The organism is Paenibacillus endophyticus, assembly GCF_014192395.1.
GTDB classification, from domain to species: Bacteria; Bacillota; Bacilli; order Paenibacillales; family Paenibacillaceae; genus Pristimantibacillus; species Pristimantibacillus endophyticus.
In genome coordinates this window covers 105232-123220 of record NZ_JACHXW010000014.1, presented here as the reverse complement: position 1 = coordinate 123220, position 17989 = coordinate 105232, and the positions used below count along the sequence as shown (strand labels likewise).

Here is a 17989-nt window from a genome sequence, read left to right as displayed (position 1 = left end):
CTTGGAAATCTATGCGATAAATGTTGAAAATGCCGATTTTCTTCTTTGCCAATATTTAAGTCGGCACGTAAGTGAAGAATTGCGAAATAAACTGCAAAGGTACCGATTCAAAGATGATTTCATACGATCATTTTTTGGCGAAGTGCTTGTACGAATAGTTGCCTTTGACCATTGGAATATTTCTCATCATCAAGTGAAGATCGTTCGGAACGAGTATTCCAAACCTGTTTTGTTAGGTTATCCAAATTATCATTTCAATATCTCTCATTCCAGTGATTGGGTCGTTGCTTGCTTCGACATTTCTCCGGTAGGTATTGACATCGAAAGAATAAGACCATTCGATCTCGCAATCGCAAACCGATTTTTCTCCCAGTTGGAAATCGTGCATATGTATAATCAGCCTGTGAATCAGAGATTGTCATGTTTTTACGAATTTTGGACGCTAAAAGAAAGCTATATCAAGGCTGAAGGAAAAGGACTTTCTATAGCTCTCCATACGTTTTCTTTTCTTTTAGAGGGCAAGGATATAAAACTTAATGCTGGAACGGAAATGGATACTTGGCGTTTTCGAATGTATGAATTGGATCCCGGCTACAAAATGGCTGTATGCGGGAATCCGCTTCTGTTCCCCGAGAAGATTCATATTCTTCCGTGGACGAGAGCATCCGACCATTTTGAACGAATTGTCAATGCGTAAGAACAACGAAAAAATAGTTGAAACGTTTCCAAAACATTGCTATGATGAGACTGTAGGATGAAAACGTTTTAACTGGGGGTATTTAGTTGCATAGCATTAAGGATGTTGCAAACTTGGCAGGGGTGGGGGTTGGAACAGTATCCAGAGTTATCAATAACATAGGCTCAGTCAAACCCGTAACAAGAAACAAAGTAATCGAAGCCATTCGAGAACTCAATTATGTGCCGAATCAAGTTGCAAGAAATTTCAAAATGCAGCGTTCCTATCTCGTTTCATTGTTGCTGCCCAGCATCTTCAACCAATTCTTTTCGGAACTTGCGTATCATATTGAAGATGAGCTTGACCGAAATGGGTATCAACTGCTGCTATGCAATAGTGGAGGCAAGCCGGAAAAAGAACTGTATTATTTGGATATGCTTAAACAAAATAAAGTTGCGGGAATAATTGGCATCACATACAACGACATTGAGGAATATATCCATACAGATATTCCAATCGTCAGCATCGATCGTCACTTTTCCAAACAAATTACTTGCGTAACTTCCGACAATTTTGAGGGCGGTAGAATCGCATTAAAAGAGCTTGTCAAAGCAGGCGCCAATAACGTTGCGTTTATTGGGGGCGCGACTTCCATCAATTCGGAAACAAGGAATCGGAAAAAAGGATTTATACATGAAGCAGAAGCAATGGGAATTCCGTACGTCGTATACGAAGAACCCGATCCGATCGCAGATGATATCGCTTTTATAAAGCGGTTCCTGAAGAAGTATCCGGAAGTGAATGGCGTTTTTGCCATTACGGATATGCTTGCAGCCAAATATATAGAGATTGCGAAAAGAAGCGGACTTCGCGTCCCGGAAGACGTAAAGGTCATCGGTTACGATGGTATTCAGGATCATGAGTACTTCCATCCCGTATTATCAACCATTCGTCAGCCGGTTGAACAAATGGCCAGAAAGGCTGTCCAGCTTCTTCTCAAAAAAATTGAAGGCGAGTCGGTCGAACACGAAGATTTTATAATTGCTGTCGAATACTGGCAAGGCGAAACAACATGAGTTGTCAGCTTTTCCATAATGGTATTGGAAACGCTTCACAAACAGAAATCATCGCAGCAGGATAGTTATTTGCTTCAATATCAAAGCGTTTCATTGATCTACGCGTTAGCGCGGACTGAGTTGGAAACGTTTCAGTTATGAGAATGTTCTGCGGTGAGTTGGAAACGTTTCATTTACGAGAATGTAATGCGGTAAGTTGGAAACGTTTCATTTGTGAGAATGTAGTGTGATAAATTGGAAACGTTTCAATTAATGAACAATACTTTTTATGGGAGGGATTATAGTGAACAAAGGGTGGATAGGGTTAGTGCTTGTCTCTATGGTATTGATGCTTGTTGCATGCAGCGGAGAGGCTTCCGAAAATAGCGAGGGTTCCCAAGAGAGCGATGGACCCGTCAAATTGTCTATGTGGGTTCACGTCTCCGAAGACACGCTAGAAGGAAAAGCTTACAAAACGAGAGCGAAGGCGTTCAACGACGCCAATGTCGGAAAAATTGAAATTGAAGTTCAATACATTGCGCGTGGAGGCGGCGGTACGGGGTATGAGGACAAAGTCAACGCAGCGTTAACGACGAGTTCATTGCCCGATGTGCTAACCCTGGACGGTCCCAATACGGGAGCATACGCCAAATCCGGCATCTTGCTCGATCTGTCAGATCGTCTGCCTGAGGAATCCAAGAATGACTTCCTTAATACAGCCTTGCAGCAAGGAACGTACGAAGGGAAATTGTACAGTTTGGCTATCCAGGAATCGACGGTTGCCGTGTTCTATAACAAAGACATGTTTGTCCAAGCAGGTCTCTGCAAAAGCGTCGAGTCATGCGATCAGGACCTCGGAATCACCGTTGAGGACCCTTGGACGCAGGATGAGTTCAAACAAATCGCAACCACTTTGAAAAATAAATTCAATAAACCGGCCATCGATCTGCACCTCGGTTCGCAAGACGAATGGGTGACATTCGGACTTGCGCCTTTCATCTGGACCAACGGAGGAGAATTGATTTCCGAAGACGGCATAGAAGTCCAAGGGTATTTCAATAGTGAAAACACGGCCAAAGGCTTCGCCTTCATCCAATCAATGATCAATGAAGGACTTTCCGCAGCCGTTCCTGAAGACAATGCGTTCGAAGTGGGCATATATCCGATGTCCTTAAGCTCAGCTTGGACGATCCCGCTGATGAAATACAGCTATGTCGATACCGTTCCTCATTGGGGCGTGCTTCCATATCCAGTCGGCGAATCCGGTAAGCTGCATGTACCGACAGGCAGTTGGGCGTTCGGAGTAAGCGAATCGACCAAGCATCCGGAAGAAGCGGCGAAGATTGCGGAATGGATGACGAACAAAGAGTCGACGATCATGGTGACAAATGCCACGGGACTGCTTCCGGCAAAGGCTTCGGCCTATGCTGAGGTTTCGAAGTACAAAGAGGGACCAGACAAATTGTTTATGGACCAGTTGATTGCGGGCGGGCATCCGAGACCGAATGTGTTCGCGTACCCCGAGCTGACATTCTCCTTTCAGCAGGCCATCGATCGGATCGTCAACGGCAAAGATGTCGGCGAAACGCTGGACCAGCTTACGAAACAACTGGAAGTCAAGTTGGAGAGACACAAGAGGTAGCTTGAAAGGAGCTCGATATGAATACATTCACGCTCGGTTTAATTGCGGTTTTTATACTGATCCTGGCTGTATGCGTCCTATGGGATATTCGAAAGTCGGGCGAATTCAAATTTAAGTGGAGCCACTCCTTGGCAGGCTATCTCTTTATGGCTCCGGCGCTGGTTCTAATTGTCCTGTTTGTCATTCAACCGATCGTGTTGTCGCTTTGGTACGGCTTTACCGATTATTATTTGCTCGAACCGAACAATATCCATTATATCGGTCTTAACAATTTCTCGTCGTTGACTAAGGATTTGAGCGGTCAAGGCGATTTCTACCATGCGCTGAAGAATACTTTATACTTCATGCTGTTTTGCGTGCCTTTGCAAATTGCTGTTGCACTCGGTTTGGCTTTGCTGGTCAACAAGCCGCGTAAAGGTGGGGGTTTTTTCAAGGTTGCTTTTTTCAGTCCTGTCGTTATGTCCTTGGCGGTTACGTCATTCCTGTGGTTATACATGTTGAGGCCGGACGAGAAGGGCTTAATAAACGGCTTGCTGGTGAAAATGGGAATTCCGGTACAAGGCTTTTTTACCGATCCGGATCAAGCGATGAACCTGATTATCCTCCTCTCGGCATGGCAGGGCGCGGGTATGCAAATGATCATCTTTCTTGCGGGCCTCAAAAATATTTCCAGAGATTTGTACGAAGCCGCTCAATTGGACGGCGCCAACCGGTGGAAAAGCTTCCTGAATATCACCATGCCGGGTTTGAAGCCGATTACGCTGTTTATCCTGATTACAACCTTCATCGCGGCGTCCAGGCTGATGATACAACCGATGATTCTGACCGGCTACAAAGAATTCACCGTGACGCTGTCTTACCTTATTTATAACGAAGGCTACGTATTTAAAATGGTCGGGTACGCCAGTGCCATTGCTCTGCTCGTGACCGTACTGATCGGTTCCATGACACTGGTGCAGCGGTATGTACTGAGAGAGGTGGATTAGACGGATGAAAGGAATGACCGTGAACAACAAAGGCTTCAGGCTGTTATTTATCTATCTGTTTATGTCCGTTCTCGCCGTTCTGTTCCTGTTTCCGACGGTGTGGATGCTGGCGGCTTCGACCAAACCGGATGTACTGATCTACAGCGAGACGGGAAAATTATCGAGCTTCATTCCCAATATAACCGATGGCTCGGTTTTTCTTCGAAACTATGCGATTTTATTAACTGATTACAAGATTTGGCGTTTTATGTTGAACAGCTCTTTCTATTCTGCGTTCATCGTGGTCGGCAACATTATCGTTTCTTCCATGGCGGGGTACGCGCTTGCGAAATTCCATTTTCCAGGGAAAACCTTTCTGCTCGGGTTGATTGTCTTTCTCATTGTTGTACCTATTGAAACGACGATTATTCCACTCTATACGATTGTGCACCGCTTGGGCTTGACGGGCACGATCTTTGCGGTACTGATCCCGCCTCTGGTCAGCGTATTCAATATATTCCTCTTCCGGCAATCGTTCGTCAGCGTTCCGAGAGAGCTGGAGGAGGCGGCGATTATGGATGGCGCCAGCAAGTTGCAGGTCTATTACCATATTATCCTGGCCACTTCCAAGCCGATTATTGCCACCATTGCAACCTTAAACTTTATCGGCGTCTGGAATGATTATATATGGCCGATTATGGTACTCCCTGCTCCGAGCGGAAACGGCGACTGGCCGCTTTATCCGATACAAGCCGCATTAAATACGTTAGCGCAGCAGCCGATGATCGAAACTGGACAGATTATGGCCGCTCTCACCTTAGCAACAATTCCTCTAATCGTTGTTTATGCCCTGGCACAGAAATATATCGTGGAAGGGTTTAGTACAGCGGGGATTAAGTAATCCATACAGAAAGGGGCAGCACATGGCGAAGGGAGGCAGGTTTCTACCCAATCCTTGACCGTGTTTCGATCTCGTGAACTTGTTTGAAAAAAATCGACCGAAGGAAGTGTGTATCCTTGAAGAAAATTGTATCTGTTCTGTGCGTGCTTGTATTGGCCGTTTCGTTGGCCGCTTGTCAAAGTAATGAGGAGAACGCTGAAAGTGGCGGTACCGCATCCAACAATCCCGAAGCGACTGCGCCTGTAGACACGTCGGCTTGCACGCCAGAGAATGCGCGGCCCGTTAATGGAGGTTTTGAGACGGGAGACTTGACCGGTTGGACAGTTGTGGAAGGAGATGCCTTTATCGATGATACCGTAATGACGACCCCGACCTTCTGGAAAGAGAAGATACCTTTTAAGCATGAAGGAAATTGGCACTTGTACGGTTTAGGATTCGACGAGACGATTAAAGAAACGAAAACGGGTAAATTAAAGTCCTCAACCTTCACATTATGCGGCGATGGGAAGATTTCCATGAAGATCGGCGCCGCTCGGGACATCGACACCACGTTCGTTGCCGTCCATTTGGCTGAGAACGACGAAATAATTGCCAAGCAGTCCAACACTGAGTTTGTCGATCCTGGTATTGCGGATGTATCGAAATATGAAGCCGGCCTAGGCTTTACGAACAACTATGCGGAGTACACGTTGGACCTGTCCAAGTACTTGGGCAAAGAGATGTACTTGATGGTGGTCGATGGGGACGACGACGGCGACTTCGGATTTATCAACCTGGACGATATCCGTACGTATTACGTGGACGGCGTAGCGGAACCACAGGCGGCCGGCGAGAAGAAAGACAAGGCAAGATCGTACGACTGCGCTCTTATAGCAGCTCCTTCCCCTAATGAAATCGCCAACGGCGGATTTGAAGAAGGCAACCTTTGCGGCTGGACTTTTGAAGGAGACGCTTTCGAACATGCGGGCGTAACGTTGGACGAAACCTGGTGGGCCGAAAAAATTCCGTACAACAAAGATGGAAAATACCTTTTCGGTTTGTTCAATGAAGGCGGCAAAGGCAAGCTGACGTCGGCAACCTTTGAACTTGGCGGCACCGGCATCATCAGCTTCAAGCTAGGCGGAGGCAAAGACCCTTCCACGATGTATATCTCGATCGTCGATGCGGACAGCAAAAATGAGGTCGCCCGGTACGGCAACTCCGAGTTTGCGGACGTTAACTTCCCGAATGTTGACCAAGGCATGAGACTAGCCAACATGGTTCAGTACCATGCGGATCTTTCTAAGCATCTCGGCAAGAAATTGTATATTGAAATCGTCGATCAGGCGTCGTCCGATTGGGGTTTTATGACATTCGACTCCTTCAATACAAAGCTTGATGCGGCTCCTGCGGATTCAATCGAAGCCACAAACCAATTGAAGTAAATCTGGCTTATCTAAATGGAGAGCCAGCGACAAGCGGCTCTCCATTTAAACCAAGTAGAGAGGATAGACAGTAGGTGAAAAAAATACGATTTGGGCAATACGGTGTTTTTTTGGCATTAAGCATCTTAGTCCTTGGAATGGCAGCGTGCACGTCCGAATCAGATGATAAGGGATTGGCCGGATACTGGAGTTTTAACGAACAGTCCGGTGAGGATATTGTTGACCATGTCAGTGAAGAAAAGCAGCATGTCAACTACGTGTTTAATGAGAGAAATCAACCACTGCTTTACAAAAAACATTCCGATCCGTTATGGAAGAAGGTCGGGATCAACGGCGGTTCGTTGCTTTTCGACGGATATTCCACTTTTATTGAAAAGGAAAAGTTCGATACGCCCGAGGATCAGCTGTCTATTGGCGTATGGGTAGCGCCGCGGGCTTTTGAATGGGGAGATCAACAACTTCTTTCCGCATTCGTCAGTCAAGGGAGTAAGGAGAAAAAGGAAGGCTTCGTTTTTGGAATGTACCGGCATGGGACGTGGTCGCTTCAATTGGGGCTGGGAGATTCGCTGTTGGCTGGCAATGTGGAGATCTGGGACAATGGACATCCGCTGCCGAAGTTCAAATGGTCATATGTCGTCGCGACATTTGATTCCACGGAAGGCAAAGCGACGCTTTACTTGAACGGCGAGAAAGTCAACGAAGAAGTGTTTGAAGAATACAAAGGCAAGCCTATTAATAAAAGCGACGATAAGTTGTCCATCGGCAAGCACAGTAACAATTTCAAAGTGGCCGGCGTATTCGACGCCAACATGTTTAACGGCATGATGGACGAACTGAAAATATATGACAAAGCCTTGACCAAGGCAGAAGTGAAACAGTCTTATGAACAGTATATCCAAATTAGCGGAAACGCGCTTCCGCAAATCGCTTATGATGAGATCCGAATCGATCCCGCCATTTATGACGGAGACCGTTACCGCCCGCAGTTTCATGCCATTCCGCCGGGATTTTGGATGAACGAGCCTCATGCCCCGGTTTATTACAACGGCAAATATCATTTGTTCTATCAGCACAATCCGTTCGGCCCCTTCTGGCATCAAATCCATTGGGGACATTGGGTCAGTGATGACATGATCCGATGGGAAAACGTGAAAGAAGCGGTTTCCCCGGAGGCCGGTGAGCTCGCGCCAGACGGGATCTGGACGGGAAGCGCAACGCTCGACCGCGATGGGAAGCCGGTCTTGTTCATTACCGCAGGCAATGACAGCGAAAAACCGAATCAAAGAGTAGGATTGGTTCGACCGGTCGATCTTCATGATCCATATTTAGTGGAGTGGAAATCCCATCCGCAGCCAATCGTCGTTCAGAAAGAAGGCCAAGGCGATTTCGGCGAATTCAGGGATCCGTTCGTGTGGAAAGATAATGACAAGGATGTTTGGTACATGCTCGTCGGTACTGGCACGAACAACAACAATGGGGGAACGGCCTCTATTTATTCCTCATCCGATCTGGAAAACTGGGAATATCACGGCAATGTATTTGAAAGCAGCCGCGATAAATTCAAGTTTCTTGGCGAGCATTGGGAGCTGCCCATCCTGCTCCCTGTGCAATCGGCCGATGGGACAATCAAGAAGGATATTTTCATCGTCAGTCCCCATGGATCCGGGGCTGATGTAGAAGTCTATTATTGGCTGGGCCAATTTGACGAAGCATCGAAACGATTTGTTCCCGAGCATGAAGAGCCTCGTCTGATCGATTACGGAGACGGCTTCTTCACCGGTCCGAGCGGGTTTGTCGATCCCAAGACGGGACGATCCATTCTCTTTACGATTGCTCAAGGATCCCGGGGCTCATGGGAAGAATATTATTCCGGCTGGGCACATACGACAGGGCTGCCCGTATCGCTGTATTTGAATGATTTGGGACAATTGCAGGTGTCTCCAATCGAAGAAGTGAAGAATGCCAGAAGGAACACCTTGCTGGAACTGTCCAACGCCACAGTGGATGAAACCAATGCCAAACTGAAAGACATCAAAGGCGATTTGCTGGAGATTTATCTGGAATTCCACAACCACGGCGAAAAGCCTGCCGGCATCAAGGTAAGACAAGCGCCTGACGATGTGGAATACACTTCAGTCTATTATGATACCGCTGATAATCGGCTCAAGGTTGACCGCTTGAACTCGAGCTTGGACAAAACCGGTTTGGGCGTGCAGCAAGCGCCGCTTTCGGTGGAGAATGACACCGTCAAACTGAAGATCTTTTTGGATCGTTCCTTGCTGGAGGTGTATGGCAATGATGCCGTAAGCATTACCAGCAGAATATTCCCAACTTTGGAGATGGCAATGGGACTGGAAATTTTCGGAGACAGCAGCCTGGTTGTCGACCGTTTGACGGTATTTGAAATGGGATCTGTGTATACGAATGAGAATGTAAAACCGTATTATGACGAGCAATAGCTGGAAGGGGACGAAACATGGGGAATTTCACGGTTCAACAAGCAAACGATTATATCAAAAAGAATGAACACCTTGTCCTGCAAGATTATCGGCCAGGGTTTCACTATGCCGCAGATATCGGCTGGCTTAACGATCCGAACGGCTTTTCGTTTTTTGCCGGGGACTATCACCTCTTTTATCAATATCATCCTTATCAAGCGGCTCCTGGCCCAATGCATTGGGGACATGCGAAGAGCAAAGATTTGATCCAGTGGGAGTCGCTTCCCGTCGCGATGGCGCCGGATGCCCCTTATGATCGGGACGGTTGTTTTTCGGGTACGGCGATTGAGGTGGACGGACAGCATGTGCTTATGTACACAGGCCATCACAATCCCGATCCCGAAGATCCAGGGAAAATCCGTCAGACGCAGTGCCTTGCGATCGGCGACGGCATTACCTACACGAAGTTGGATGAGAATCCGGTCATTGGATCGGATGCATTGCCTGCGGGTGCTCTTCTGCAAGACTTCAGGGATCCGAAGGTGTGGCGCAAGAATGGCAGTTACTACTCCGTTATCGGGAGCCGCTACGAGGATGACAGCGGTCAAATACTGCTGTATCGATCTTCCGATTTGCGGTCTTGGCAGTATGTTGGCGTTATGTCCAGAAGTGGCAATAAATTCGGGAAAATGTGGGAATGTCCCGATTTGTTCGAGATGGGAGACCGGGATGTTTTGATTCTGTCGCCGCAATTTTTGGAAAGAGACGGAGAGCGATTTTGCAATGTTCATTCCGTAACCTATATGATCGGCAAGCTTGATTACGAGACGGGGGCGTATGAATACGAATATGCCGACGAATTGGATTATGGATTTGATTATTATGCACCGCAAACGTTGATCGATGACAAAGGAAGAAGAATCATCATGGGTTGGATGCAGATGTGGGACCGTAATATACCGGCTGCGCAGCTTGGACATCAATGGGCAGGCATGATGACGCTGCCTAGAGTATTGAGCCTCAGAGGGAATCTGCTCTATCAGGAACCGGTGAAGGAAATCGAAAACTACCGCAGCCATCATGTCACTTTCAAATCCAAGCTAAACGGAAAGCGGCTGCTTCCTGAAATGGAAGGGTCGCAGCTCGAATTAAAAGTTGCGTTCAAACCGCTTGGCGCATCCAAATTTGGATTGAAGGTCAGGATGGGGAAGGAAGAGGAAACCGTACTTTTGTACGATGCCGATAATGGTACATTTTCCTTCGACCGTTCCCGAAGTGGTCATGTGATCCAAGAGGCTCCTACGGAGGGCGGTATCAACGGTGTGAGAACGGTATCGGTTGGCTTAGAAGACGGCATATTGAATCTGAGCATTTTCCTTGACCTGTCCAGTGTCGAGATCTTTATCAACGACGGGGTGAAGACTATGACTTCGACCATCTATCCGTCGGCTGACAGCAATGGAATCGAATTGTTTTCGGACGGCGAGGTGGAAGTAACCATGGACAGATGGAATTTGTGCCATAAGGAAAACTCTAAACGCATGGAAGAAAACATCATTAGCCATAGTGTATCTTTCTGAACGCTATAACCAGGCACTAGAGTTGGGCATTAAACAGAAAGCTAGCAGTAGAATCAATCGAAAGATTGGCTCTACTGCTAGCATATATTCCTGCGCGTTATTGTGACGAACTAATATTATGTCGATTGTAGCAAGAGCTATCATTTTTATTTGCGTAAGAGGCCGAAATCAATCAAGCGGCGTTTTAGGGAGGTGAGCGACGGTACACAAGTATAAACCTACCGGAACTGCGATTTCATTATTTGTAAAATTGGAAACGTTTCATCATGGGGTTGCAAAGTTTTTTTCGTATGTTTTATAACTAGTTTAAGTTCTAGCTGAATCAAAAAGGAGAAGGTTCTTCAATGCTAATAGGTCATTTTAAAAGGCAACAAATTGCTATTGTTACTACATTGCTGTTGGTTTTTCAATTGATCGTTCCCGCTTATTTCGTAACAAGCGTTTCTGCTGAAGATCCGCCAGTAACGGATGATGTCTTTGAGATACAGAATCCAGGCTTTGAAACCGGCGATTTAACAGGGTGGACTGTGGTTGAAGGAAGCGTATTCGGTTCAAACAGCGTATCGAATGAAACTACTTGGTGGGCGGAAGAAATTCCGTATAACCAAGAAGGTGCCTATCATTTGAACGGTTGGAAAACCACCGAGGCAGCTACAGGCAAGCTTCGCTCCAGTATCTTTACGTTAGGCGGCAGCGGCTGGATTAGTTTCAAGCTGGGCGGCGGCAAGAATACGGACAAGGTGCATGTTAACGTAGTGGATGCGGAATCGGGAAAGCTAGTTGCCAGATACGGAAACACGGAGTTTGCTGATGTTAATTTTCCAAATGAGGATCAAGGCATGCGTCTAGCAAATATGGTGCAGTATAAGGCTGACTTGTCCGCTCAGCTAGGGAAGAAACTATTTCTAGAGATCGTAGATCAAGCAAGCAACGATTGGGGGGCGCTCTTTGCAGATGCCTTCTTTACTTATCACCTTGCCGATCCGGCTGAAGGCGTGATTGCAACAGATCTTACGCCGAATCTTACCGATGCCCAGATTGAAAATGCAGGGTTTGAGACGGGAGACTTAACTGGTTGGACGGTCATCGAAGGAGATGCGTTCGGACCTACTAGCGTAACGGATTCAACTTACTGGTGGGCGGAAAACATTCCTTACAATCAGGAGGGCTCCTATCACCTGAATGGCTGGCAAACATCCGAAGCCAATACTGGAAAGCTCCGCTCCAGCACCTTCACGTTAGGCGGCAGCGGCTGGACCAGCTTCAAGCTGGGGGGCGGCAAAAATACCGAGATGATGCATGTGAACGTTGTGGAAGCGGATACGGGCAACATTGTGGCCAAATTCGGAAACACCGAGTTTGCCGACGTGAACATCCCGCATGTGGATCAGGGCATGCGTCTGGCCAATATGGTGCAGTACAAGGCCGATTTGTCGCTTCATTTGGGCAAGGAGCTGTATTTGGAAATCATTGATGCCGCAAGTTCCGATTGGGGTGTCTTGTTCGCAGATGCGTTCTTTATGTATCTGGCAGCCGAGCCGATGGATGGGATTCTAGCAACCAATTTGCAACAGACGGAGATTACGAACGAGCTTGTGAACCCAAGCTTCGAGACTGGTAATATGGCAGGCTGGACAATTGTTTCAGGCGGGGCATTTGGTCCTGATAGTGTATCAGGAGATGCGACATGGTGGGCAGAAAATATTCCTTACAATCAGGAAGGCACATATCACTTAAATGGTTGGAAGCATCTGGAGGCTGAAACGGGAGTCGTACGTTCTTCAAACTTCCTACTAGGAGGGAGCGGCTGGATAAGCTTCAAGCTGGGTGGAGCCAAAAATTCGAGCAAAGCATTCATCAATATCGTCGAGGCGGACACGAAGAAAGTGATTGCCAGATACGGCAATAGCGAATTTACGGATATTAACTTCCCGGATCCGGGGCTGGGCATGCGTTTGGCGAACATGGAGCAGTACAAAGCCGATCTGTCCGACCATTTAGGCAAGGAGTTATATGTAGAGATTGTCGATTACGCAACGAATGACTGGGGCATTATTATTGCGGACGCGTTCTTCATGCATCATGAAGTAGAACCAGCCGAAGGTGTTGTTGCGGCTGATATCAAACCTGATTTCGAACGGTATCAAGTCGACAATCCCAGCTTCGAAACTGGGGATTTAACAGGCTGGACGATCGTAGAGGGCCAAGCATTTGACGGCGACAGCGTTTCTGATGAAACGACTTACTGGAACGAGAATATTCCGTATCATCAAGAAGGCAGTTATCACTTGAACGGTTTGAGAGCCTTGGAAGCCGAAACAGGCAAGCTTCGTTCTTCGGCGTTCGAGTTAGGCGGCACAGGCTGGATTAGTTTTAGACTAGGCGGCGGCAAGCACACGGAACTGGTTTATGTTAATGTCGTCGACGCGGATACAGGCAAGTTGATTGCCAGATACGGCAATACCGAATTCGCCGACATAAATTTCCCGAATCCGGATCAGGGATTGCGTCTGGCGAATATGGAGCAGTATAGAGCCGATTTGTCTAAACATATAGGCAAAAATCTGTACTTTGAAATTGTCGATAACGGGACATCGGATTGGGGAATGATTTTTGCGGACGCTTTCCACACCTTCAATGAAATTGTACCGGCAGAAGGGATCTACGCGGTAAATATCATGCCGAAGGAGATTGCCAATCGCGGCTTTGAAACCGGGGATTTCACCGACTGGACAAGGGATGGAAGCGCATTTCAAGTAATGAATGAGGCTCTTGAGGCGAAGGAAGGAACGTTCTACGCGGCATCCAGCGATGAAGGAGAAGGCTCCATTACATCCAATGTCTTTACGCTTCAAGGCGCTGGAGTAATCAACTTCCGTATATTGGAGATTCAAAACTCCGAAGATGCTTTTGTTGCGCTATTCGATGCAGATAGCCATGCAATGCTCCAGAAGACAGGGGATATAAGCGGCAATGAACAAATTTCCTGGAGCGTTCAGGAGCATTTCGGCAAACAGGTGTACGTAAAGGTAATCGACAATTCCAATGAAGCCAGCATTGCCGTCGATGGCTTCCAAGCGCACACGACAGGAACCATTGCTCACTTGAGCCTTGATGAAGGTAGCGGAAAGACGGCGCTCGAAGAAGTTCGCAATCTTGAGCATAATGTGAATTACGTGTTTAATGACGCCAGATACATGAATTCGAAGGATCCAAGGTGGAGCTCGAACGGGGTAAAAGGCGGCGCCTTGCTGTTTGACGGATACTCCAATTATATCGAGATCGATGCCGAGGAGATCGTGCCCGTCAATGATGCGTTAACCATCGAAGCGTGGGTGTCCCCGCGCAGTTATGAGTGGGGAGACGGTAACAAGCTTTCCGCAATTGTGAATCAATCCGATCAGGATAAAGCCGAAGGCTTTGCCCTTGGCATGTATCGGCATGGCTCATGGTCGATGCAGGTTGGCATCGGCGGCCAATGGATAGAAGTTTGGGTGCACGATCGCCCGTTGGAAAAATACAAGTGGAATCATGTGGTCGCTACGTTCGATAAAGAGGTAGGAATGATTAAGGTATATTTAAATGGTGAGGAAGCCGCTTCTAAAGTGACGCCAATAAATATACCGATCACGCCGTCCACGGAAAATCTGATCATCGGGAAAAACAGTAAACCAGTTGAGTTAGCTGGATTGTTCTCCTTCAATATGTTTAGCGGTCTTATGGATGAAGTGAGCCTGCGCAATAAAGCGCTGACGGCGCAAGAGGTACTCGCGCAATATGAGAGCGTGAAGGTGTTGCACGGCGGCGAGGTTCCGAATATTCCGGACGCCGACATCGATGAAGATCCAAGCGTGTTCGATGGTGATCAGCATCGCCCTCAATACCATGCCATGCCGCCGCAAAACTGGATGAACGAGGCCCATGCGCCATTTTATTACAACGGCAAATATCATCTGTTCTATCAGCATAATCCGCAAGGACCTTTCTGGCATCAAATTCACTGGGGCCACTGGGTCAGCGACGATATGGTGCATTGGGAGAATGTAAAGCCAGCACTCGCGCCGGAAGCCGGCACCCTTGATCCGGACGGAGCTTGGTCGGGCGGCGCGACATATGATGCAGACGGTAATCCTGTTCTTTTCTATACGGCAGGCAATGACTCCTTGTCTCCCAACCAACGAACAGCGATTGCAACACCGGCCGATTTAACGGATCCTTATCTGGAAGATTGGGTAAAACATCCTGTGCCTGTAACGGAACAAAACGGAAACGGCATTAAAAATGAATTCCGGGATCCGTTCGTATGGTACGACGAAGAGGTCGATAAGTGGTATCAATTGGTTACCTCCGGGATGGATGACTTTAGCAGCGGTACGGCTCTCATTTATGTATCCGATGATATGTACAATTGGGAGTACAAAGGACCTTTATACACTAGCAACAGAAACGTTTACCCGGAACTTGGAACGGTGTGGGAATTGCCGGTGCTGCTGCCGCTAGGTACGGATAGCCAAGGGGACAAAAAGCACATTTTTATCATTAACCCTCACGAAAAGCCTGAACATGTTCTACCGACCAACGATGTGCAAAGAGACGTTGAGGTCTTCTATTGGATCGGCACTTGGGATCGGGATAGCTTCCGATTTATTCCTGACCAAGAGGCGCCTTCAAAGATGGATGTGGGCGATGGTTACTTAACGGCAGAAAGCGGTCTGGTTACGCCTGACGGCAGATCGGTCATTTTCTCGATGGTGCAGAACGTTAGAACGCCGCAAGCCGAATATTCATCGGGTTGGGCACACAATTTGGCGCTGCCGGTTGCTTTGAGCTTGGACTCCAATGACAATTTGAAAATCGAACCGATAGAGGAATTGCATGAACTACGAGGAACGAAATTGGTCGATATCACGAATAAAAACCTGAACAGCGCGAATGCGCATCTCAAACATGTTAAGGGAGACATGCTGGAGATCGTGATGGAAATTGATCCGGGCGAGGCCCAAAAATTCGGGCTCAAAGTGCGACGCTCAGATAATGGCGAAGAAGAAACGCTTATTTATTACGACAAGTCAACGAGCACCTTTAATGTAGACCGCACCAAGAGCAGCATTGACCCGGACGTACGAGTGGACGGTATCCAGGGAGGCTACGTCGAACTGGACGGAGAGAACTTGAAGCTCCATATCTATCTGGACCGATCCGTTGTCGAAGCGTTCGCCAACTACAAGAAGAAATTAACGACGCGCGTCTATGCGGGCAGATATGACTCGTTAGGTTTGCAAGTCTGGGCCAATGACGACATTACCGTAAAGTCTATGGAAGTTTGGGACATGAATGCGTTGACGGGTGAGCCGGCGGCCCCGGTCTACGTGCCGGATAATTGGGATAACTCCGTGTACAATAATATTACCGAATTGCCTAACCATGATTTTGCTACCGGCGATCTAACAGATTGGATAACGGAAGGAAATGCATTCCAGGACCTTCATGTTTCCAATGTCGAAAAATTCTGGGATGAAATTTATTTCAATCCTTCGCGAAAAATTCCAGGCGGCTTTCATTTATGGGGACACAATGAAGCGGCCGGCGGTGACAGCTTAACGGGCACGCTTAAGTCGCAAAACTTCATTCTTGGCGGCAACGGCAGGATTGATTTCCTCGTCAGCGGGGGGCGTGATATCGATCGTTTATACGTTGCTCTCGTTAGAGCCTCGGATGGAGCAGAGCTGTTCAAAGCGACGGCAACGAACTACGAGGAGTATCAACGAAAGATTTGGGACGCATCGGATTATATCGGCGAAGAGCTTTATATGAAGGTCGTCGACCAATCAACCGGAGGTTTCGGGCATATTAACGTCGATGATTTCAACGTGCCGGTTCGAATCAATCAATATAGCGCGCCGGATGGAAACATAAGTGCCGGCCCGAAATCGAACGGACAAGGAAAGATTATAGTCAAAATCGCAAAAGGAGAAAAGAGAGTGTTGCTGCCCGCCGATGCGGCGGCGATCGATGGTAAAAACGATTTAGTCATAATGCACGAGGACGAGGATGTTGAACTTGAAATCCCAGCCGACGTGTTAACGGAATTGCAGAGACTCGTAGCGGATACTGAACTAAAGAATGCTCAGATCTTGTTTGAAATGGATGTCGTAAATGCTGACACCGTAAAAGAACTGTTGGAAAAAGCGGAATCCAAAAACAAAGTGAACGTAAAAACAGCCGGTGAGGTCTATGAGTTCAACTTAGCCATCGTTACGAAAGATGGAATAACCAAAAAGCTAACGAAGTTCTCGAAGCCTATCAGAATCAAGCTGAGTGCGAGCGATGAAGCGAATCTAGATTTAGCCGGGGTCTATAACATCGCGGATGACGGCAGCCTCGAATATGTTGGCGGTAGATATGAGAATGGGCAGTTGGCCGCAGCCGTGCAGCATTTTAGTAAATATGCTGCATTAGAATATGACAAATCGTTCGAGGATGTAAGCGAACAATATTGGGCCCATGATGTAATTAAGAAGTTGACTGCAAAACATATTGTTCAGGGTATAAGCGAAGCCGAGTTTGGGCCAAAACGAGAAGTAACCCGTGCTGAATTTACAGCATTCATCGCACGCGCTCTCGAACTGGAGGCAAGCTCACAAACCAGCTTTAAAGATGTAGACAGTACCATGTGGTATGCAAAAGTCATAGCAGCAGCCTACGAAGCGGGCATCGTAACCGGACATAGCGCGGATGAATTTGCGCCGAACAATACCATCACTCGTCAAGAAATGGCGATGATTATTGTAAGAGCGTACGAGTACAAATCAGGGAAGCAAGTCGCTTCTTCGGCTGATGCTACATTTATGGATGGCGCAAATATTAGCCCATGGGCTAAAGATGCAGTAAATGCAGCGGCTGAACTCGGTCTGATCCAAGGTAGAGGCAACAAGCAGTTTGTACCGAATGGGCATGCAAACCGTGCCGAAAGCGTACAGGTTGTGTCAAAGCTGCTTGCTGTATTTTAGAGCATCTATAAAATAGGCGCAGCGAAGAACGATCTTTTTCTAAGCACTAGGTAGTTTCTCCAAAAACGTGGTTGGACAGAAGTATTTTAATTATTAAGTCCCAGGGTATGCCTGCTTTCAGGCATACCCTGGGGTTTATAACAGATGGCCTTATATTTTTGATTTAGTGAAAGTGGGGTAAACGTGGAGGTTCAAGTCCTCTTATCGGCACCAAAAATGTAATATTAAAGCTCATTGGGACTTCTCCAGTGGGCTTTTTTATTTTATCCAGCACATTTCTAAGCATAGAAATTAGTTT

9 protein-coding genes are annotated in these 17989 nt (G+C 47.3%); all 9 read left to right on the top strand.

The annotated features are described in order from the left end of the window. Window position 1 precedes the first annotated feature (1 nt). The 9 genes from FHS16_RS20780 to FHS16_RS20740 all read left to right on the top strand — a co-directional run bounded on the left by FHS16_RS20780 (window position 2) and on the right by FHS16_RS20740 (window position 17691). Entirely contained in the window at window positions 2-697 is a 696-nt protein-coding gene (locus tag FHS16_RS20780; protein WP_183567141.1) for a 4'-phosphopantetheinyl transferase family protein, read from the top strand. Window positions 698-783: 86 nt separating this feature from the next. After that, complete coding sequence (locus FHS16_RS20775; RefSeq protein ID WP_183567138.1) at window positions 784-1752, top strand: LacI family DNA-binding transcriptional regulator; 969 nt, start codon at window positions 784-786, stop codon at window positions 1750-1752. 283 nt (window positions 1753-2035) lie between these two features. Beyond that, window positions 2036-3373, top strand: a complete 1338-nt coding sequence (locus FHS16_RS20770; protein ID WP_183567135.1) for an ABC transporter substrate-binding protein — start codon at window positions 2036-2038, stop codon at window positions 3371-3373. A 17-nt stretch (window positions 3374-3390) separates the two neighbouring features. After that, window positions 3391-4359 (top strand): carbohydrate ABC transporter permease, encoded by a 969-nt coding sequence (locus FHS16_RS20765; RefSeq protein ID WP_183567132.1) that lies wholly within the window; start codon window positions 3391-3393, stop codon window positions 4357-4359. Between the two features lie 4 nt (window positions 4360-4363). Further along, complete coding sequence (locus FHS16_RS20760; RefSeq protein ID WP_221226429.1) at window positions 4364-5239, top strand: carbohydrate ABC transporter permease; 876 nt, start codon at window positions 4364-4366, stop codon at window positions 5237-5239. A gap of 116 nt (window positions 5240-5355) precedes the next feature. Continuing rightward, complete coding sequence (locus tag FHS16_RS20755; RefSeq protein ID WP_183567129.1) at window positions 5356-6663, top strand: hypothetical protein; 1308 nt, start codon at window positions 5356-5358, stop codon at window positions 6661-6663. A 74-nt stretch (window positions 6664-6737) separates the two neighbouring features. Next, window positions 6738-9122 carry a GH32 C-terminal domain-containing protein gene (locus FHS16_RS20750; RefSeq protein WP_183567126.1) on the top strand — a complete coding sequence of 795 codons (2385 nt, stop codon included), beginning with the start codon at window positions 6738-6740 and terminating at the stop codon, window positions 9120-9122. Between the two features lie 17 nt (window positions 9123-9139). Continuing rightward, on the top strand, window positions 9140-10681 hold the full coding sequence (locus tag FHS16_RS20745) for a glycoside hydrolase family 32 protein (protein ID WP_183567123.1): 1542 nt from the start codon (window positions 9140-9142) through the stop codon (window positions 10679-10681). 344 nt (window positions 10682-11025) lie between these two features. Then, window positions 11026-17691 (top strand): S-layer homology domain-containing protein, encoded by a 6666-nt coding sequence (locus FHS16_RS20740; RefSeq protein WP_183567120.1) that lies wholly within the window; start codon window positions 11026-11028, stop codon window positions 17689-17691. Window positions 17692-17989 lie beyond the last annotated feature (298 nt).